The following is a 16,762-nucleotide window of genomic DNA, read 5'->3' as shown; positions in this document are numbered from 1 at the left end:
ACGACCCGTGCGTGCAGGGACCGTCGCGGTGCTCGGCGCCACCGGCAAGACCGGTAGCGCCGTCGCTGCGGCGGCCCTGCACGCGGGGCTGGCCGTGCGCGGGACCACCCGCCACCCTGGCCAGGCCGACGGCCCCGCCGGTGTCGAGTGGCACCAGGCGGACGCCCTGACCGGAGACGGCCTGACCCACGCGCTGACCGGCGCCGAGGCCGCATACCTGATCGTGCCGAACGTCCACCCCGCGGAGGTGGAGATGGTGGACCTGGTCGCCCAGGCCGCGACCGAGGCGGGGGTGGACCGGGTGGTCTACCACTCGGTCGCCGACCCGCACGACGCCCGGATGGCCCACCACCTGCGCAAGGCGCGGGCCGAGACCGTGCTCCGGGGGGTGCGGCCCGAGGCGGTCGTCCTGCGCCCCTGCGCCTACCAGCAGAACCTGCTCGGGGCCGCGCTCGCCGGGCGCCTAGAAGTGCCCTACCGGGTGAGTGCTCCCTTCAGCCTCGTCGACCTCGGGGACATCGCCGAGGTCGCCGTGGCCGCGCTGTCCGGCCAGCTCGAGCCGGGCAGCACCCACGTGCTGGGCGGGCCGGAGGAGCTGACTGTCGAGGACCTGGCCCGCACCGCGACCCGGGTCCTGGGCCGCCCAGTGACGGCCTCCTCCATCACCATCGAGCAGTGGCGGTCCGGCCCAGGAGCTCGGACCCAGGGCTGCGCCCTCACCGACCTGCTGGCGATGTTCGAGGCCTACGACCAGACCGGGTTCACCGTGGACCCGACACCCCTGACCCACCTGCTCGGGCGCCCGCCCACGACCTGGACCCAGCTGCTGTCGAAGGAGACATCATGAGGATCGTCATCGCCCTCGGGGGCAACGCCATGACCACGTCGGACGGGCGCTCGACCCAGGACGACCAACGAGCCGCGATCGAGGTGGCTGCCCAGCACATCGCCCGGCTCGTGGCCGACGGGCACGAAGTCGTCCTCACCCACGGCAACGGTCCCCAGGTCGGCAACATCCTGCTCAAGAACGAGCTGTCTGCCCACCAGCTCACGCCGGTCAGCCTGGACTGGTGCGGGGCCCAGACCCAGGGAACCCTCGGCTTCACCCTGATGAACGCGCTGGAGCGGGCCCTGGCCGCGGCCTGCGCGGACCAGCCCGTAGCGGCGCTCGTCTCGCGCACCGAGGTGTCCCCCGACGACCCCGCCTTTGACCGGCCCACCAAGGCGGTCGGTCCCTACAACGACGCCGAGCACGCGGCCGCGCAGACCTCGCTGGGGCAGACCTGGCGGGACGAGGGGGCCAAGGGGTGGCGCCGGCTGGTCGCCTCCCCCGAGCCGCGGCGGATCGTCGACGCCCCCGCGGTGGCCGCTCTGCTCGCCCAGGGCTTCCTCGTCGTCTCCTCCGGCGGCGGCGGCATCCCGGTCGTCCCGGACGACCGGGGGGGCTACCAGGGCGTCGAGGCGGTCATCGACAAGGACCTCACCGCCACCCTGCTCAGTCGGCAGGTGGAGGCCGACCTGCTCGTCATCGCGACCGACGTCGAGCACGCCGTGCTCGACTGGGGCACGCCGCAGGCCCGGCCCGTCGGGCGGGTCAGTGCGTCGCAGATCCGCACGCACATCGAGGCCGGCGAGTTCGGCGAAGGCTCCATGCTGCCCAAGATCGAGGCCGTGACCCGCTTCGTCGAGCAAGGCGGAGCGATGGCCGTCGTGACCGCGCTCCCCCGCATCGCCGACGCCGTGGACGGTGAGGTGGGCACGGTCATCACCCCGGGCTGAGCGGCGCGAGCCGGCGTCCCCCACCCGGCGTTCCGTCGGTGCTCAGCCCCGGTGCGCCACGTCGATCGCGCGCGCCCACTGGTCCACGTCGGCAGGCAGCGGCGGGGAGGGCACACCCGGAGCGAGCAGCGAGGCGACGTCGGTGGCCGGCACCCGGGCGCCGGAGCCGTGGGTCAGGAAGCGGCCGGCCACCAGGCCACGGGCGCACAGCTCATCCCCGCGGGTGAACAGTTGCTCCAGGTAGATCACCCGCGGGTCCCAGCCGACCACCCGGGTGGTGATCGTGAACCGCTGGCCGAGGGTCAGCGAGCGCCGGTAGCTCACCGTCTGCGCGGCCACGACGGGGTACCAGCGCTTCTTCTTCAGCAAGGGGAAGCCGCCCAGATCGGCGATGTAGGCGCTGCGGGCGACATCCATCATCTGCAGGTAGACGCCGTTGTTCACGTGCAGGTAGACGTCCAGGTCCGCTGGCCGCACCCGCAGGTGCAGCACGGAGGGGTCCAGGATGCCCTGGCCGGGGATGGCGGGGCGGGGGCGGACGGTGGTGCGGACGAGCTGGAACTGACGGGCCACCAGGTCACGGTAGCCGCAGGCCGCCGCGGCTCCGATGGCCGGTCGGGACCCTGCGGGGCGAAGGGGGAAGAAGGTGGTGCTCGCCGTTGAGCACCGCGACCCACCATAGGACAGATCTGGGGGGCCCGTCAGGAGGGTGCGCCAAGACGGTCCCATCCGCTGCGTGTGACAAGGACCACGTTGACGCAGGGTCACCCGGAGCGGGTAGGGTGCGAGCCAATGACTGCTCTGCTCCTCCTTCGACGCCGCAGCGAGACCTCCTAGGTCCGGCCCTCGCTGCGGAGTTCTGCTGTCCATCAGCGGACCGTCACCCTGACCAGCGAGGAAGAGCCAGACCCTTGAGCATCATCACCCCAGCCCCGCCCGCCGACGCCCGCACGCAGGTCCCCCAGAGCCACGTCGTCCGACGCAACCCCCAGCAGCCCAGCGGCATGCCGGTCGGCCGCTATGCCCCATACCCTGCCGTCGACCTGCCCGACCGCACCTGGCCGGGCCGCACCATCACCCAGGCCCCACGCTGGTGCGCCGTCGACCTGCGGGACGGCAACCAGGCGCTCATCGACCCGATGACCCCGAGCGCAAGAAGCGGATGTTCCAGCTGCTGGTGCGGATGGGCTACAAGGAGATCGAGGTCGGCTTCCCCGCAGCCAGCCAGACCGACTACGACTTCGTCCGGATGCTCATCGAGGAGAACCTGATCCCGGACGACGTGGTCATCCAGGTGCTGACCCAGGCGCGGGAGCACCTGATCGAGCGCACCTACGAAGCGATCGCCGGGGCCACGCAGGTGATCGTGCACCTCTACAACTCCACCTCCACCCTGCAACGGCGGGTCGTCTTCGACGCCAGCGAGGACGAGATCGTCGACATCGCCGTGCAGGGCGCCCGCACCTGCAAGAAGTACGAGGAGGTGATGCGGGCCCGCCACCCGGAGACCGAGATCTACTACCAGTACTCCCCCGAGTCCTACACCGGCACCGAGCTGGAGTATGCGGTGCGGGTCTGCAACGCGGTCATGGAGGTCTTCGTCCCCACGCCCGACAAGCCGGTCATCATCAACCTGCCGGCGACGGTGGAGATGGCCACCCCCAATGTGTATGCCGACTCCATCGAGTGGATGAGCCGGCACCTGAACCACCGGGAGAACGTCATCCTCTCCCTGCACCCGCACAACGATCGCGGGACGGGCGTGGCCGCCGCGGAGCTGGGCTACCTGGCCGGCGCCGACCGGGTCGAAGGCTGCCTTTTCGGCAACGGCGAGCGCACCGGGAACGTCTGCCTGGTCACCCTGGGGATGAACCTGTTCGTGCAGGGTGTGGACCCGCAGATCGACTTCTCCGACATCGACGAGGTCCGCCGCACGGTCGAGCACTGCAACCAGCTGCCGGTGCCGGAGCGTCACCCCTACGGTGGCGACCTGGTCTTCACCGCCTTCTCCGGCAGCCACCAGGACGCGATCAAGAAGGGCCTGGAGGCGCTGGAGCGGGATGCCGTGGCGGCGGGCGTGCCCGTCGAGCAGTTCGGCTGGGAGGTGCCCTACCTGCCGGTCGACCCCAAGGACATCGGGCGCACCTACGAGGCGGTCATCCGGGTCAACAGCCAGTCCGGCAAGGGCGGTGTGGCCTATGTGATCAAGACCGAGCACAAGCTGGACCTGCCCCGGCGGCTGCAGATCGAGTTCAGCGGGGCCGTGCAGCGGCGGACCGACACCGACGGCGGGGAGATGACCCCGGCCCAGATCTGGGCGGCCTTCCAGCAGGAGTACCTGCACGAGGCCGGCCCCGTCCTCGGCACGGACTACACGGTCACCCACGACGACACGCACGACCGCGACCGGATCGAGGCGCGGATCAGCATCGACGGAGCCGCGCGGCAGGTGACCGGCACGGGCAACGGACCCATCGCGGCCTACACCGACGCCCTGGGCGCGCAGGGTGTCGATGTCCGGGTGCTCGACTACCAGGAGCACGCGCTGAGCTCGGGCTCCGACGCCCTGGCCGCGGCCTACGTCGAGTGTGCCGTCGACGGGGAGGTCCGCTGGGGGGTCGGTATCCATCCCAGCACGGTGACCGCCGCCCTGCAGGCGGTGAACAGCGCCGTCAACCGGCCGCGGCACCGTTCCTGAGCGCCGCCCTCCCGCCTGCGGAGGAGACGCGGCACCGCCCCGGCCGGACGGCCGGGGCGGTGCTGGGGGATCAACCGGTCGTGCGTGAACGCACGATCAGCCGATATGCGTCAGGGAACGAGGAGCCCGGAGGTGGCCGAGCGGGCCTTCTCCAGGCGGCGGGCCACGTCAGCCCAGTTCACGACGTTCCACCAGGCCTTGACGTAGTCGGCCTTGACGTTCTTGTACTGCAGGTAGTAGGCGTGCTCCCACATGTCGAGCATCAGCAGCGGCACCTGACCGACCGGCACATTCCCCTGCTGGTCGTAGAGCTGGCCGATCAGCATCCGCTGGGCCACCGGGTCCCAGGTCAGGTAGGCCCAGCCCGAACCCTGCAGGGTGTTGGCGTTGGCCTCGAACTGACCCTGAAAGCCCTCGAAGCTGCCGAAGAACTCGGCGATGCCCGCGGCCACCTCACCCTCGGGCCGGTCACCGCCGTCCGGGGACATGTTCGTCCAGAACACCGAGTGGTTCGTGTGGCCGCCCAGGTGGAAGGCCAGGTTCTTGGACAGCATGGTGATGGCGGCGAAGTCGCCCGTCTCGCGCGCCTGGGCCATCTTCTCCAGGGCGGTGTTGGCGCCGTCCACGTAGGTCTTGTGGTGCTTGCTGTGGTGCAGCTCCATGATCTCGCCGGAGATGGCGGGCTCGAGAGCAGCGTAGTCGTAGGGAAGATCGGGCAGCGTGTAGGTCACTGGTTCCTCCTGATGTGTTGGTGTTCGATGGGCGGGCGATGTGTCCACTGTCTCCCCGGGGTCACGGCAGGCGCAAGCGCAGGCCACCCCGGAGGTGTCAGCCGCGGCCGTCCCCCAGCAGGGTCAGGCCGTCCTCGGAGACGCTCCAGTAGGGGTTGTAGGCGATCTCCCAGACGTGGCCGTCCGGGTCGGCGAAGACGCCGGAGTAGCCACCCCAATAGCGGTTGCCGGGCTGGCGCAGGATCGTGGCGCCGACGTCGTGGGCCTGCGACATCTGCTCATCGACGTCGGCGGCGCTGGTCAGGTTCAGGCCCAGGTTGATGCCACCCCAGCCGTCGCCGCTGCCCGGGGTGTCCTCGCCCTCGCCCTCACCGAGGTCGATCCCGGAGTCCACGCCGAGCGCGGCCCGCTCCCACAGCGCGACGACCATGCCGCCGGCCTGGAAGAAGACGATGTGCTCCGGCGAGGGTCCCGGCTCCCAGCCGAGCGCGGTGTAGAACGCCCGCGCCCGGTCGAGGTCCTGCACACCGAGGGTGACGAGGGACAGACGCTGATCCATGACTCGACCCTAGCCGTCGGCCGCCGCCCACGGCCCGGGGCCCCTGGTCAGCGGCGCAACAGGTGGGCTATGGCCTCCGGTATGGCGTGCGCGACCGCGAGCGCGCGCACCGGGCCACCGGGGTTGGCCCGGTCGGCAGCCACGCCGTGGACCAGTGCGGCCAGCGCGCCGGCGTCCGGGGCGGAGCACCCGGCGGCCAGGAGCGTGCCCGCCAACCCGGCCAGGACGTCCCCGGCCCCCGCCGTGGCCAGCCAGGCCGGAGCATCGGTCTGCACCCGCAGCGGCGCCTCCTGGTCGTGCGGGACGACCAGCGTGGCCGCGCCCTTGAGCAGCACGGTGGCCCCGGTGCGCCCCGCCAGCCACCGGGCCGTGCCGACCGGGTCCGCCTCGACCTGCGCCCGCGTCGTCGACGCGCCCAGCTGCGTGCACATCCGGGCCGCCTCGCCAGCGTGCGGGGTGAGCAGGGTCGGGAAGGGAGCAGGAGGGCGGCCGGTGCTCGGTCGCCGGTTGCCCTGGCGGATCCAGGTCGCAAACAGCTCGAGGGCGCCCGCGTCCACGACGAGGGGCAGCGCGGCGCCAAAGGTCTCGAGCACCCTGGCGGTCTGGGGGTCCTCGCGGCCCGGGTCCTCACGGCCCGGGTCGTCGTCACCCCCCGGCGCGGGATCCCCGGGCCCACGACGAGCGCCTGGGCCTGTCCTTCCCCGGGCACCACCTCGGGGCAGGCGGCGATCACGAGGTCCTCGGCCCGCCGGGGCCCCAGGTAGCGCACCATGCCGGCGCCGGCCTCCACCGCGGCGGTGGTGGTCAGCACCGCGGCCCCCGGGTAGGCCTCGCTGCCGGCGACGACACTGACCACCCCACGGGTGTACTTGTGGTCATGGGTGGCCGGCACCGGCCACATTTCGGCGACGTCGGCGTGCTCCAGCCGCTCCACCACGGGGGTCACGGCCATCTCCACACCGATATCGACCACCGTCAGGGTGCCGACCGCGGGCTCGGTGGCGGGCAGCAGGTGCACCGGTTTGAGCATGCCGAAAGTCACCGTCTCGTCGGCGAAGACCATCCGGGCCGGCCGTTCCCGCCCCTCGGGGTCGGCGCCGCTGGGCAGATCAACGCTCAGCAGGTAGGCCGTGTCCGGCACCGCCGCGACCGCCAGGTCCATCGCGCCGCGCAGACCAGGCCGACCCCCGATGCCGAGCAGCCCGTCGAGGACCAGGTCCGCCTCCGCGAGCACGGCGAGCACGCTCGCGGGCAGCTGGTCGGCGTCAGGGTCGACGCGGTGGACCTCGAGGCCGGCCTCCTGGGCCGCGGCCAGGCCCCCCTCGTGCAGGCGGGTGGCGACGCCGACCACGGCGACCGGGTGCGTCCGGGCGAGCAGGGCCGCGGCATGCAGGGCGTCACCCCCGTTGTCCCCCGGCCCGGCGAGCGCCACGATCCGGCCTGCACCCTGCTGCCGGGCGCGCACCCGGGCCACCTCCGTCAGCCCCCGCGCCGCGCGGAGCATCAGCTCCCCGTCGGCCAGCCCGGTCCGCACCCGGTCCTCGGCCTCTCGGACGGCGGGCACGGCATACCCGCGCAGCATCAGCCCTCCCCCTCGGCGACCACGACGGCCGAGGCGATACCCGCGTCGTGGGACAGCGAGAGGTGGAACCGGGCGACACCGAGCTCTTCCGCCCGGGCGGCGACGGTCCCCTCGACCTGCAGCCGCGGTCGTCCGTCCGGATCGCGGATGACGGTCGCGTCGGTCCAGTGCAGGCCCACGGGCGCCCCCAGCGCCTTGGCCAGGGCTTCCTTGGCGGCGAACCGCGCGGCCAGGGACTGCGGCCGCAGCCCCAGCTCCTGCGGCGTGAAAAGACGCGGACCCAAGCGGGGGTTGGCCTCCAGGCGCGCGCTGAACCGGGCGATGTCGACCACGTCGATCCCGACGCCGACGATCATCGCGTCATCACTCGACGGTGACCGACTTGGCCAGGTTGCGGGGCTGGTCCACGTCGAGACCCTTGGCCGTGGACAGGTGCAGGGCGAACACCTGCAGGGGCACGACGGTGAGCAGGGGAGCCAGCAGGGGGGAGGTCCGCGGCACCCGGATCACCTCGTCGGCGAAGGGGACGACGTCTTCGTCCCCCTCCTCGGCGATGACCAGCGTGCGGGCCCCGCGGGCGCGGATCTCCTGGATGTTGGAGACGACCTTGCTGTGCAGGCCGTGCTCGCTGTCCGGGGAGGGCACGATGACAAAGACCGGCAGGCCGGGCTCGATCAGCGCGATGGGCCCGTGCTTGAGCTCGCCGGCGGCGAAGCCCTCCGCGTGGATGTAGGCCAGCTCCTTGAGCTTCAGCGCGCCCTCCATCGCGATCGGGTAGCCGACGTGCCGGCCCAGGAAGAGCACGGCCCGGGAGTCGGCCATGAAGTAGGCGATCTCCTTGACCCGGTCCATGCTGCGGAGCAGGGTCTCGATCTGCAGCGGGATCTCCTGCAGCTCGGCCATCACCCCGTGCGCGGCCTGCTCCGAGATCCCGCCCTGGAGGGAGGCCAGGTAGAGGCCCAGGATGTAGGAGGAGGTGATCTGGGCCAGGAAGGCCTTGGTCGAGGCGACCGCGATCTCCGGGCCGGCGTGGGTGTAGAGGACCGCGTCGGACTCCCGCGGGATGGTCGAGCCGTGGGTGTTGCAGATCGAGATGGTCTTGGCACCCAGCGCCTTGGCGTGTCGGACGGCCATCAGGGTGTCCATGGTCTCCCCGGACTGGGAGATCGACACGACGAGGGTGTGCTCGCCGACGACCGGGTCGCGGTAGCGGAACTCGTGCGCGAGCTCGATCTCGACCGGGATCCGGGCCCAGCGCTCAATGGCGTACTTGGCGACCATCCCGGCGTAAGAGGCGGTGCCGCAGGCCACGATGACGATCTTGGTGACGGCCCGCAGCTCCTCGACGTCGATGTGCACCTCGTCCAGCGTGAGCCGGCCCTCGGCGTCGGTGCGGCCCAGCAGGGTGTCGTGCACCGCCTTGGGCTGCTCGTGGATCTCCTTCTCCATGAAGGTGTCGTAGCCGCTCTTCTCCGCCGCGGCGGCGTCCCAGGTGACCTCGTAGACCTTGCCGTCACTCGGCGAGCCGTCGAAGTTCATCACCTCATAGCCCTCCGGGGTGATGGTGACGATCTGGTCCTGCGCCAGCTCCATAGCCTGCTTGGTGTAGCCGATGAAGGCGGCGACGTCGGAGCCTAGGAAGTTCTCGCCCTCGCCGAGCCCGACCACCAGCGGGCTGTTGCGGCGGGCGCCGACGACGACATCCGGCTGGTCTGCGTGGACGGCCAGCAGGGTGAAGGCGCCCTCCAGAATGTTGACCACCTCACGCATCGCCTGGGTGAGGTCGGGAGTGCGGCCATAGGCCTCGCTGAGCAGGTGGGCCACCACCTCGGTGTCCGTCTCGGAGGTGAAGGTGACGCCCCGGCCCTGCAGCTGCTGCTTCAGGGCGTGAAAGTTCTCGATGATCCCGTTGTGGACGACCGCCAGCTTTCCGTCCAACCCCCCGCGGTGGGGATGGGCATTCTGGTCGGTGGGGCCGCCGTGGGTGGCCCACCGAGTGTGCCCGATCGCGGTGCTGGTCTCCGGCAGCGGGGCGTCGCCCAGGGCGGTGACCAGGTTGGCCAGCTTGCCGGCCCGCTTGCGGGTCTCGACGGCTCCCTCACCGACCGCTGCGATGCCCGCGGAGTCGTAGCCGCGGTACTCCAGGCGGGTCAGGCCCTCCATCACGACGTTGAGGGCCTTCTCGCCACGCTCGGCTCCGACATATCCGACGATTCCACACATGGTCACCAAGGATACGGCCCGCGAGCCGGATCCCGGCCCACGACGCGGGTCGGCGGCTTGGCAGAATGCCGCCCATGGTTTCCCACGGCAATGGCGCCAGCATCCCCTCGCCCTACGTCGAGCTCGACCGGGGTGACTGGGCGCGGCTGCGGGAGGAGCACCCGATGCACCTGGACGCCGCTGACGTCGAACGGCTGCGGGGCCTGGGTGACCGGTTGGACCTGGCCGAGGTGGAGCAGGTCTACCTGCCGATCAGCCGACTGCTGTCCTTCTACGAGCAGGAAGTGGGTCGGCTGCACCGCATCACCAGCGAGTTCCTCGGCGAGCGCAACCAGCGCACCCCGTTCATCGTCGGGGTGGCCGGGTCGGTGGCGGTGGGCAAGTCCACCACGGCGCGCATCCTGGCCGAGCTGATCCGCCGGTGGGACTCCCGCCCCCAGGTCGAGCTGGTGACCACCGACGGCTTCCTCTACCCCAACGCGGTCCTGCAGCGTCGCAACCTCACGGCCCGCAAGGGCTTCCCCGAGTCCTACGACCGGCGTGCGCTGCTGCGGTTCGTCGCCGAGGTCAAGGCGGGCAAGTCCGAGGTGAGCGCCCCGGTCTACAGCCACCTGCTCTACGACATCCTGCCCGGCGAGCGCACCGTGGTGCGCCGTCCCGATGTCCTCGTGGTCGAAGGGCTGAACGTGCTGCAGCCACCGCGGGCCCAGGAGAACGGCGGGGCCGGGCTAGCGGTCAGCGACTTCTTCGACTTCTCCGTCTACGTCGACGCGCACGTGGGCAACATCAAGCGCTGGTATGTCGACCGCTTCCTGGAGCTGCGCCGCACCGCCTTCGCCGACCCGGAGTCGCACTTCCACCGCTACGCCTCGCTCGAGGACGACGCCGCAACCGACATCGCCGAGAACATCTGGGACTCGATCAATGCCCCCAACCTGGTGGAGAATATCCTGCCAACCCGCAGCCGGGCCACCCTCGTGCTGCTCAAGGGAGCCGACCACACGGTGGACCGGGTGCGACTGCGCCGACTGTAGGGGCCAGAAGAGGGCCAGCGCGGGCGAAACGGGGTCCTCGGACGTGCAGACCTCGGGGGATCAGTACCAGTTGTGGGCCTGCGAGTGCGCCCAGGCGCTGCACGGGCTGCCGTAGCGACCCTGGATGTAGCCCAGGCCCCAGGCGATCTGGGTGGCGGGGTTGGTCTGCCAGTCGGCTCCGGCGGAGGCCATCTTGCTGGCCGGCAGCGACTGCGGGATGCCGTAGGCACCGGAGCTGGGGTTGGTGGCCGTGTGGCTCCAGCCGGACTCCTTCTGCCACAGCGAGTCCAGGCAGCTCCACTGGTCCATGCCCCAGCCGTAGCTGCCGAGCATGCCCTGGGCGACGCCGCGGTTGCCGCCCGGGTTCGAGGGCGGGGCCGGTGCCGGGGGCTCGGGCTGGGGCGCCGGCTGCGGGGCGGGCTGGGGCGCCGGCTGCGGAGCGGGCTGCGGCGCCGGCTGCGGAGCGGGCTGGGGCGCCGGCTGGGGAGCCGGTTGTGGTGCGGGCGGACGCTGGGCGTCGCGGGCAGCGGCCTGCTCGGCCGCAGCGCGCTCAGCCGCAGCCTGCTCGGCAGCAGCCTCCTCAGCAACAGCGCGCTCAGCCGCAGCCTGCTCGGCAGCAGCCTCCTCAGCAACAGCGCGCTCAGCCGCAGCCTGCTCGGCAGCTGCCTCCTGCTCGGCAGCGCGCTCAGCCGCGGCCTCCTGAGCCTTGCGCTCGCGGATGGCCTCGTTCTGGGCCTGGACGGCGGAGACACCCTCACCGCGCAGCCCCAGGGAGGCACCGAAGGCCTCGCCGGCCTGCTCCGCCCGCATCGCACGCGCCTCAGCGAATACCCCGGAGGCGTCGGTGGCGACGGTCTGGCTGAGCGCGGCGACCGCGTCGGCAGCCACGTTCGGGGCGACCTGGCTGACGCTGGCCTCAAGACCTGCGGTGCGGTCCACGGCGGGGGCCACCGCGGTCGAGGTGACGGCGTAGGTGGCCAGCGCCAGTGAGCCGGCGGCGATGGTCGCGGTCAGCGCGGTGGCCACGGGGGACACGCGGCGAGAGCGCTGACTGGTGGGCTCAACGGAATGGGCATCGTTCATGGGACGGTTCCTGTTCTACGGGACTGGGCACGCCACCGGCCAGACCTTGTCAGGGGACAGGGAAGTCAGGGGAGCCTGGGGGGACGTGGCGGCGTTACCAAATCGTGATCAAGCACTCCCACGGTGCCAACCTCGACGCCGAAGGTCAACTCCTCGCGGGCAGGAGTGGCGAACGTCACACGGCGGCTGAGCGCCCGTCGCCTTGCGTCAGAGCAGGTCGGCCGCCTCATTGTTCACAGGAAATTACAACAGCCCGTGCTGACCCTCCAGCATCTCGGTGACCAGGGCCGCGATCGGGCTGCGCTCGCTGCGGGTCAGGGTGACGTGGGCGAAGAGCGGGTGACCCTTGAGCGCCTCGATCACCGCCGCGACCCCGTCGTGCCGACCGACCCGCAGGTTGTCGCGCTGGGCCACGTCGTGGGTGAGCACCACCCGGGAGCTCTGCCCGATCCGGGACAGCACAGTGAGCAGCACATTGCGCTCCAGGCTCTGTGCCTCGTCGACGATGACGAAGGCATCGTGCAGGGAGCGACCCCGGATGTGGGTCAACGGGAGCACCTCGAGCATGTCCCGGTCGAGGATCTCCTCCACCACCTCGGTGGAGACCACCGCCCCCAGGGTGTCGAAGACGGCCTGCGCCCAGGGGCCCATCTTGTCGTTCTCGGAGCCGGGCAAGTACCCGAGCTCCTGGCCGCCCACGGCATACAGGGGGCGGAAGACGATGACCTTGCGGTGCTGGCGCCGCTCCATGACGGCCTCCAGACCGGCGCACAGCGCCAGGGCGCTCTTGCCGGTGCCGGCCCGCCCGCCCAGGCTGACGATCCCCACGTCGGGGTCGAGCAGCAGGTCCAGGGCGATCCGCTGCTCGGCCGACCGACCGTGCAGACCGAAGGCGTCCCGGTCCCCCCGGACCAGCCGCACGGTGTGGTCGGCCCCGACCCGCCCCAAGGCGCTGCCGGAGGGGCCCAGCACGGTGAGGCCGGTGTGGGTCAGAAGGTCCCGAACGGCCGGGTGCTCCAGCCGCCCGGTCTGGTAGAGCTGCTGCATCTGCTCGTCGCCGACCTCGAGCTCGGACATGCCGGTCCAGCCGCTGTCCACCGCTAGCTCGGCGCGGTACTCCTCGGCGTCCAGGCCCACCGCCGAGGCCTTGACCCGCATCGGCAGATCCTTGCTCACCACGCACACGTCGTGGCCCTCGGCCGACAGGTTCTTGGCCACCGCGAGGATGCGGGTGTCGTTGTCGCCGAGGCGGAAGCCCGCCGGCAGGGACGTCGGGTCGGTGTGGTTGAGCTCGACGTGGACGCTGCCGCCCGCCTGGCCCACCGGCACCGGCTCGCTGAGGGTGCCGTGCTGGACGCGCAGGTCGTCGAGCATCCGTAGCGCCTGCCGGGCGAAGTAGCCGAGCTCGGGGTGGTGCCGCTTGGCCTCCAGTTCGGTGATGACCACGACCGGGAGCACGACGGCGTGCTCGGCGAACCTCAGGAGGGCGTGCGGGTCGGACAGGAGGACCGAGGTGTCTAGCACGTAGGTCTTGCGTCCGGTGTCAGGCAGTGCGTGCAGGCCGAACCCGTCCTGCGAGAGGTTCTGGATCACGCGGCTCTGGGGGCTGGTGGTCATGCTCACTCCCTGGCTGACACGCGCGGCTGCTCCGCGTCGTGGCGGTGGATGGACCGGGACCGCGTCCCGCCACGACGGCGACGGGCCGGTGCCGGCCCTCCGCCTGCGAGCCTGAGCTCCATGTGGTGGGCCTCCCGAGAGGCGGGACGGGGCTGTCCCGCGTCACCTCCGACGGTAGGCCCCACGCCCCCCGATGCCACCGCGACACGGCGACGAGGGCGTGGACGCTTGGTGAATTCGAAGGTGGCGGGCAGCGGAGGCGGGGGCGAGCTGGAGGGATGCCGGTCAGGGAGCCTGGCGGACCCGGTGCACAGCCGACCGTCGGGACCGCGTCATGACCTTGGGTCAGGTGCCGAACCGGCGCTCGCGCTCGGCATACGCCCGCAGCGCTCGGAGGAAGTCGACCTGGCGGAAGTCGGGCCAGTATGCCTCGCAGAAGTAGAACTCGCTGTGCGCGCTCTGCCAGAGCAGGAAACCGCCGAGCCGTTGCTCCCCGGAGGTGCGGATCACCAGGTCGGGGTCGGGCTGACCGCGGGTGTAGAGGTGGTCGGCGATGTCCTCCACGGTGACCGTCGCAGCCAGCTCCTCCAGCGTCTGGCCCCGCTCGCGGGCGGAGCGCAGCAGGGAGCGGACCGCGTCGGCGATCTCCCGTCGCCCGCCGTACCCGATGGCCACGTTGACCACCAGCCCGTCCACACCGTCGGTCGTGGCGGCCGCGTCGGAGAGACACTGTGCGGTGACCTCGGGCAGCAGGTCGAGGGCCCCAACGACCCGCACCTGCCAGCGACGGGCGGCCGCGAGGTCGGTGACCACCTGCTCGATGATCCTCAGCAGCGGCTCCAGCTCGGCCGTGGGGCGGTTGAGGTTGTCGGTGGACAGCAGCCACAGGGTGACGACCTCGATCCCGGACTCCTCGCACCACCCCAGGAAGGGCGCAATGTTCTCCGCCCCCGCCCGGTGCCCCTCGGCCGACTCCGCCCCGCGCTGCCGGGCCCACCGCCTATTGCCGTCCAGCATGACGCCGACGTGCCGCGGCAACGCCTCGGGGGGAGGTTGCGGCGGAGCGAGGAGGTATAGGCCTTGTAGACCAGGTCCCGCGGCGACTGCATACGGCAAACCTACTGCGTCCTGCCCACCCGGACAGGTGACCTCCCCGCGGGTGTTCGGGCCGCGGTTGCGAAAACTTACGGGCTCGTAACCTACGGTCCCGTAAGTTAGGCTGACGGGTATGACGCACCACCGGCACCCCCACCATTCCTCCGCCTCTTCCGTGGGGGACGTCGTCAGCGGAGCGCAGGAGTCGCTGGGGGCACTGGTCGAGCAGGCCAAGCCGCACCTGCGCGGCTGGCTGCACCTCGGCATGGTCCCGCTGTCGCTGGCCGCGGGCATCGTCCTGGTCGCGCTCGCCGGCAGCACCCCGGCCCGCGTCTCGACCACGGTCTTCGCCCTGACCGGTGTCCTGCTCTTCGCCACCTCGGCCGTGTACCACCGGGGCAACTGGAGCCCGGGCACGTCCGCCGCACTCAAGCGGTGGGACCACGCCAACATCTTCCTGATCATCGCCGGCACCCACACCCCGTTCGCGGTGCTGCTGCTGGAGGGTGGACAGCGGACCATGCTGCTGTGGGTGATCTGGTCAGGGGCGCTGGCGGGGGTGGCCTTCCGGGTGTTCTGGGTCACTGCGCCACGGTGGCTCTACACGGTCGTCTACATCGCCCTGGGGTGGGTCGCGGTCTTCTACCTGCCCGATTTCTGGCGCACGGGGGGCCGGCTGTGGTGCTGCTGCTGGCCGCCGGCGGGCTGCTCTACACCCTGGGCGCGGTGGTTTACGGCCTCAAGCGGCCCAACCCCTCCCCGCGCTGGTTCGGCTTCCACGAGATCTTCCACGCCTTCACGGTGGCTGCCTTCGGGGCGCACTGGACGGCGGCCCTACTCATGGTCCTAGAAAACTAGGCGAACCCTCCCTCGGGGCGAGGCTGCCTCGGGCCTAGGCGAGCGGGTCCCTGTCCACCGGCTCTGACGGGCGACGCTGGCTTGCCGCGGCGGCTGTGTCCTTCGCCGAGTCCTGCTGCCCGTCGGCCCGCTGCTGCTCCGCGCGGTTCATCCGCCGCAGCCGCCGGGTCAAGTCGCGGCCGAGCACCCACACGGCCAGTCCCATCGCGAAGACGACGAGAAAGCCGCCCAAGCCCGCGGTGACCGCGGTGGATTCGTCGGACATCCCCGGTGCCGGGTTCTGCGGCGTCGGCACAGTCGTGGTCGACTCTTCATCGGCCCCGGACGCGGCGGTGAGGGTCAGGTCGACGATCATTCGGAGTGGCCTTCCTTCTCGCGCATCTCGTCCGTGCCGTCGCCGTCACCGTCGACCGGCTCGGTGGAGCGCGACTCGTCCTTGCCCTCCGGGGGCAGGGGCGGTGCGCCGCGATGCTGCACCACGAGGGCACCGTGCTCGTCGCGCTCGTGGCGGCGACGGCATACCTCGTCCAGCTCGCCCGCGTCGGCGAGCTCGCGCAGCCCGGCGAACAGGTCCTCCTCGGGCAGGTGCGCCTCGACTAGGGAGCGGGCCAACTCGAAGTCCTCGGTGGGCCAGACCCGCTGCTGGATCTCCATCGGCACGCGGAACCAGAAGCCGTCCGGGTCTACCTGGGTGGCATGCGCCCGCAGGGCGTCGTCCCGGACCGGGAAGTGCTCACCGCAGGGCACCCGGGTGCTCACCACGCGGCGGGGGCGACGGGCCAGGTTGGCGCGCCAGTCGGCGAAGGGCGCCTCGTGCCCCGCCTGCACCATCGCCTCGTCGATGCGCTCCATGCGCTCGGGCGACCAACTGTTGTAGTAGACCTTCAGCGGCTGCCACGGCTCACCGGCGTGGGGGTATGCCGTCGGGTCACCGGCCGCCTCAAACGCCGCCATCGTCACCGTGTGGGTCATGACGTGGTCGGGGTGCGGGTAGCCGCCGTTCTCGTCGTAGGTGGTCAGCACGTGCGGGCGGAACTCGCGGATCACCCGGACCAGGGCCTCGGTGGTGACCCCCAGCGGCTCCAGCGCGAAGCAACCCTCCGGCAGCGGGGGCAGCGGGTCACCCTCGGGCAGGCCCGAGTCGACGAAGCCCAGCCAGGTGTGGCTCACCCCGAGGATCTCGGCGGCCGCCGCCATCTCCTCCCGGCGGACGTGGCTGATGTCCCGCTGGATCTGCGGGTCACCCTTGAGCTTGTCGTTGAGGATGTCCCCACGCTCTCCCCCGGTGCATGACACCACGCGGACCTGCACACCTTCGGCGACGTAGCGGGCCGTGGTGGCCGCACCCTTGCTGGACTCGTCGTCGGGATGGGCGTGCACGGCCATCAGACGCAGGCCGGCTCCCGGGCTCGTGGTGGTCACGGGGCTCCTTCGTGGACAATGGTGGATGTGCCGCGGCCTGCCGCAGGCACCCGCCCATCTTCTCACTGCCGGAGCCCCTCA

At 71.4% G+C, this 16,762-nt stretch carries 13 protein-coding genes and 4 pseudogenes; 5 read left to right on the top strand and 12 right to left on the bottom strand.

The window, feature by feature from the left end; translation table 11 throughout:
• The first annotated feature begins 7 nt into the window (after positions 1-7).
• Both FY030_RS02735 and FY030_RS02730 read left to right on the top strand, forming a co-directional pair.
• Positions 8-847, top strand: a complete 840-nt coding sequence (locus tag FY030_RS02735; protein ID WP_192498690.1) for an SDR family oxidoreductase — start codon at positions 8-10, stop codon at positions 845-847.
• Positions 844-1,779, top strand: coding sequence for a carbamate kinase (locus FY030_RS02730; RefSeq protein WP_158060173.1), 936 nt, complete (start codon positions 844-846; stop codon positions 1,777-1,779). Before FY030_RS02735 ends, FY030_RS02730 begins: the two co-directional genes overlap by 4 nt.
• Before the next feature lie 42 nt (positions 1,780-1,821).
• Here the strand turns inward: FY030_RS02730 and FY030_RS02725 are convergent, their stop codons facing one another.
• Positions 1,822-2,352, bottom strand: coding sequence for an acyl-CoA thioesterase (locus FY030_RS02725; protein WP_238348519.1), 531 nt, complete (start codon positions 2,350-2,352; stop codon positions 1,822-1,824).
• Positions 2,353-2,783: 431 nt separating this feature from the next.
• On the opposite strand from FY030_RS02725, the pseudogene leuA reads away from it, so the two are divergent.
• Positions 2,784-4,477: pseudogene (gene leuA, locus FY030_RS02720) on the top strand (2-isopropylmalate synthase).
• A 110-nt stretch (positions 4,478-4,587) separates the two neighbouring features.
• Here leuA and FY030_RS02715 read toward each other — a convergent pair.
• The 6 genes and pseudogenes from FY030_RS02715 to glmS form a co-directional block, all read right to left on the bottom strand.
• Positions 4,588-5,208, bottom strand: coding sequence for a superoxide dismutase (locus FY030_RS02715; protein ID WP_158060171.1), 621 nt, complete (start codon positions 5,206-5,208; stop codon positions 4,588-4,590).
• A gap of 97 nt (positions 5,209-5,305) precedes the next feature.
• A complete protein-coding gene (locus FY030_RS02710) occupies positions 5,306-5,767 on the bottom strand; it encodes a VOC family protein (RefSeq protein WP_158060170.1) in 462 nt (153 codons plus the stop codon).
• A gap of 47 nt (positions 5,768-5,814) precedes the next feature.
• Positions 5,815-6,360, bottom strand: coding sequence for an ADP-dependent NAD(P)H-hydrate dehydratase (locus FY030_RS17170; RefSeq protein WP_337692474.1), 546 nt, complete (start codon positions 6,358-6,360; stop codon positions 5,815-5,817).
• Positions 6,361-6,479: 119 nt separating this feature from the next.
• Positions 6,480-7,271, bottom strand: a pseudogene (locus FY030_RS17165) (NAD(P)H-hydrate epimerase); the annotation flags it as partial.
• Positions 7,272-7,348: 77 nt separating this feature from the next.
• Positions 7,349-7,705 carry a holo-ACP synthase gene (locus tag FY030_RS02700; RefSeq protein WP_158060169.1) on the bottom strand — a complete coding sequence of 119 codons (357 nt, stop codon included), beginning with the start codon at positions 7,703-7,705 and terminating at the stop codon, positions 7,349-7,351.
• Between the two features lie 7 nt (positions 7,706-7,712).
• Positions 7,713-9,572 (bottom strand): glutamine--fructose-6-phosphate transaminase (isomerizing), encoded by a 1,860-nt coding sequence (glmS, locus tag FY030_RS02695; RefSeq protein ID WP_158060168.1) that lies wholly within the window; start codon positions 9,570-9,572, stop codon positions 7,713-7,715.
• Between the two features lie 74 nt (positions 9,573-9,646).
• Between glmS and coaA the strand changes: the two genes are divergently transcribed.
• Complete coding sequence (coaA, locus tag FY030_RS02690; protein ID WP_158060167.1) at positions 9,647-10,606, top strand: type I pantothenate kinase; 960 nt, start codon at positions 9,647-9,649, stop codon at positions 10,604-10,606.
• A gap of 60 nt (positions 10,607-10,666) precedes the next feature.
• On the opposite strand, the gene FY030_RS02685 is transcribed toward coaA, so the two are convergent.
• From FY030_RS02685 to FY030_RS02675, 3 genes and pseudogenes are all read right to left on the bottom strand, one after another.
• Positions 10,667-11,689, bottom strand: coding sequence for an aggregation-promoting factor C-terminal-like domain-containing protein (locus FY030_RS02685; protein WP_158060166.1), 1,023 nt, complete (start codon positions 11,687-11,689; stop codon positions 10,667-10,669).
• Positions 11,690-11,932: 243 nt separating this feature from the next.
• The gene (locus FY030_RS02680) at positions 11,933-13,306 is read right to left on the bottom strand and encodes a PhoH family protein (protein WP_238348518.1); all 1,374 of its coding nucleotides are present in this window, start codon (positions 13,304-13,306) and stop codon (positions 11,933-11,935) included.
• 345 nt (positions 13,307-13,651) lie between these two features.
• Positions 13,652-14,415, bottom strand: a pseudogene (locus FY030_RS02675) (isoprenyl transferase).
• Positions 14,416-14,534: 119 nt separating this feature from the next.
• Between FY030_RS02675 and trhA the strand changes: the two are divergent.
• Positions 14,535-15,259, top strand: a pseudogene (gene trhA, locus FY030_RS02670) (PAQR family membrane homeostasis protein TrhA).
• A gap of 34 nt (positions 15,260-15,293) precedes the next feature.
• Here the strand turns inward: trhA and FY030_RS02665 are convergent.
• Together FY030_RS02665 and mca are read right to left on the bottom strand one after the other, a co-directional pair.
• Complete coding sequence (locus FY030_RS02665) at positions 15,294-15,614, bottom strand: HAMP domain-containing protein (RefSeq protein ID WP_158060165.1); 321 nt, start codon at positions 15,612-15,614, stop codon at positions 15,294-15,296.
• Positions 15,611-16,645, bottom strand: a complete 1,035-nt coding sequence (mca, locus tag FY030_RS02660; RefSeq protein WP_158062593.1) for a mycothiol conjugate amidase Mca — start codon at positions 16,643-16,645, stop codon at positions 15,611-15,613. The genes FY030_RS02665 and mca overlap by 4 nt, the downstream gene beginning before the upstream one ends.
• Positions 16,646-16,762: the final 117 nt, after the last annotated feature.

The organism is Ornithinimicrobium pratense (assembly GCF_008843165.1).
Taxonomy (GTDB): Bacteria; Actinomycetota; Actinomycetes; order Actinomycetales; family Dermatophilaceae; genus Ornithinicoccus; species Ornithinicoccus pratensis.
The sequence above is the reverse complement of the archived record's forward strand: the minus strand, read 5'-3'. Positions and strand labels throughout refer to the sequence as shown.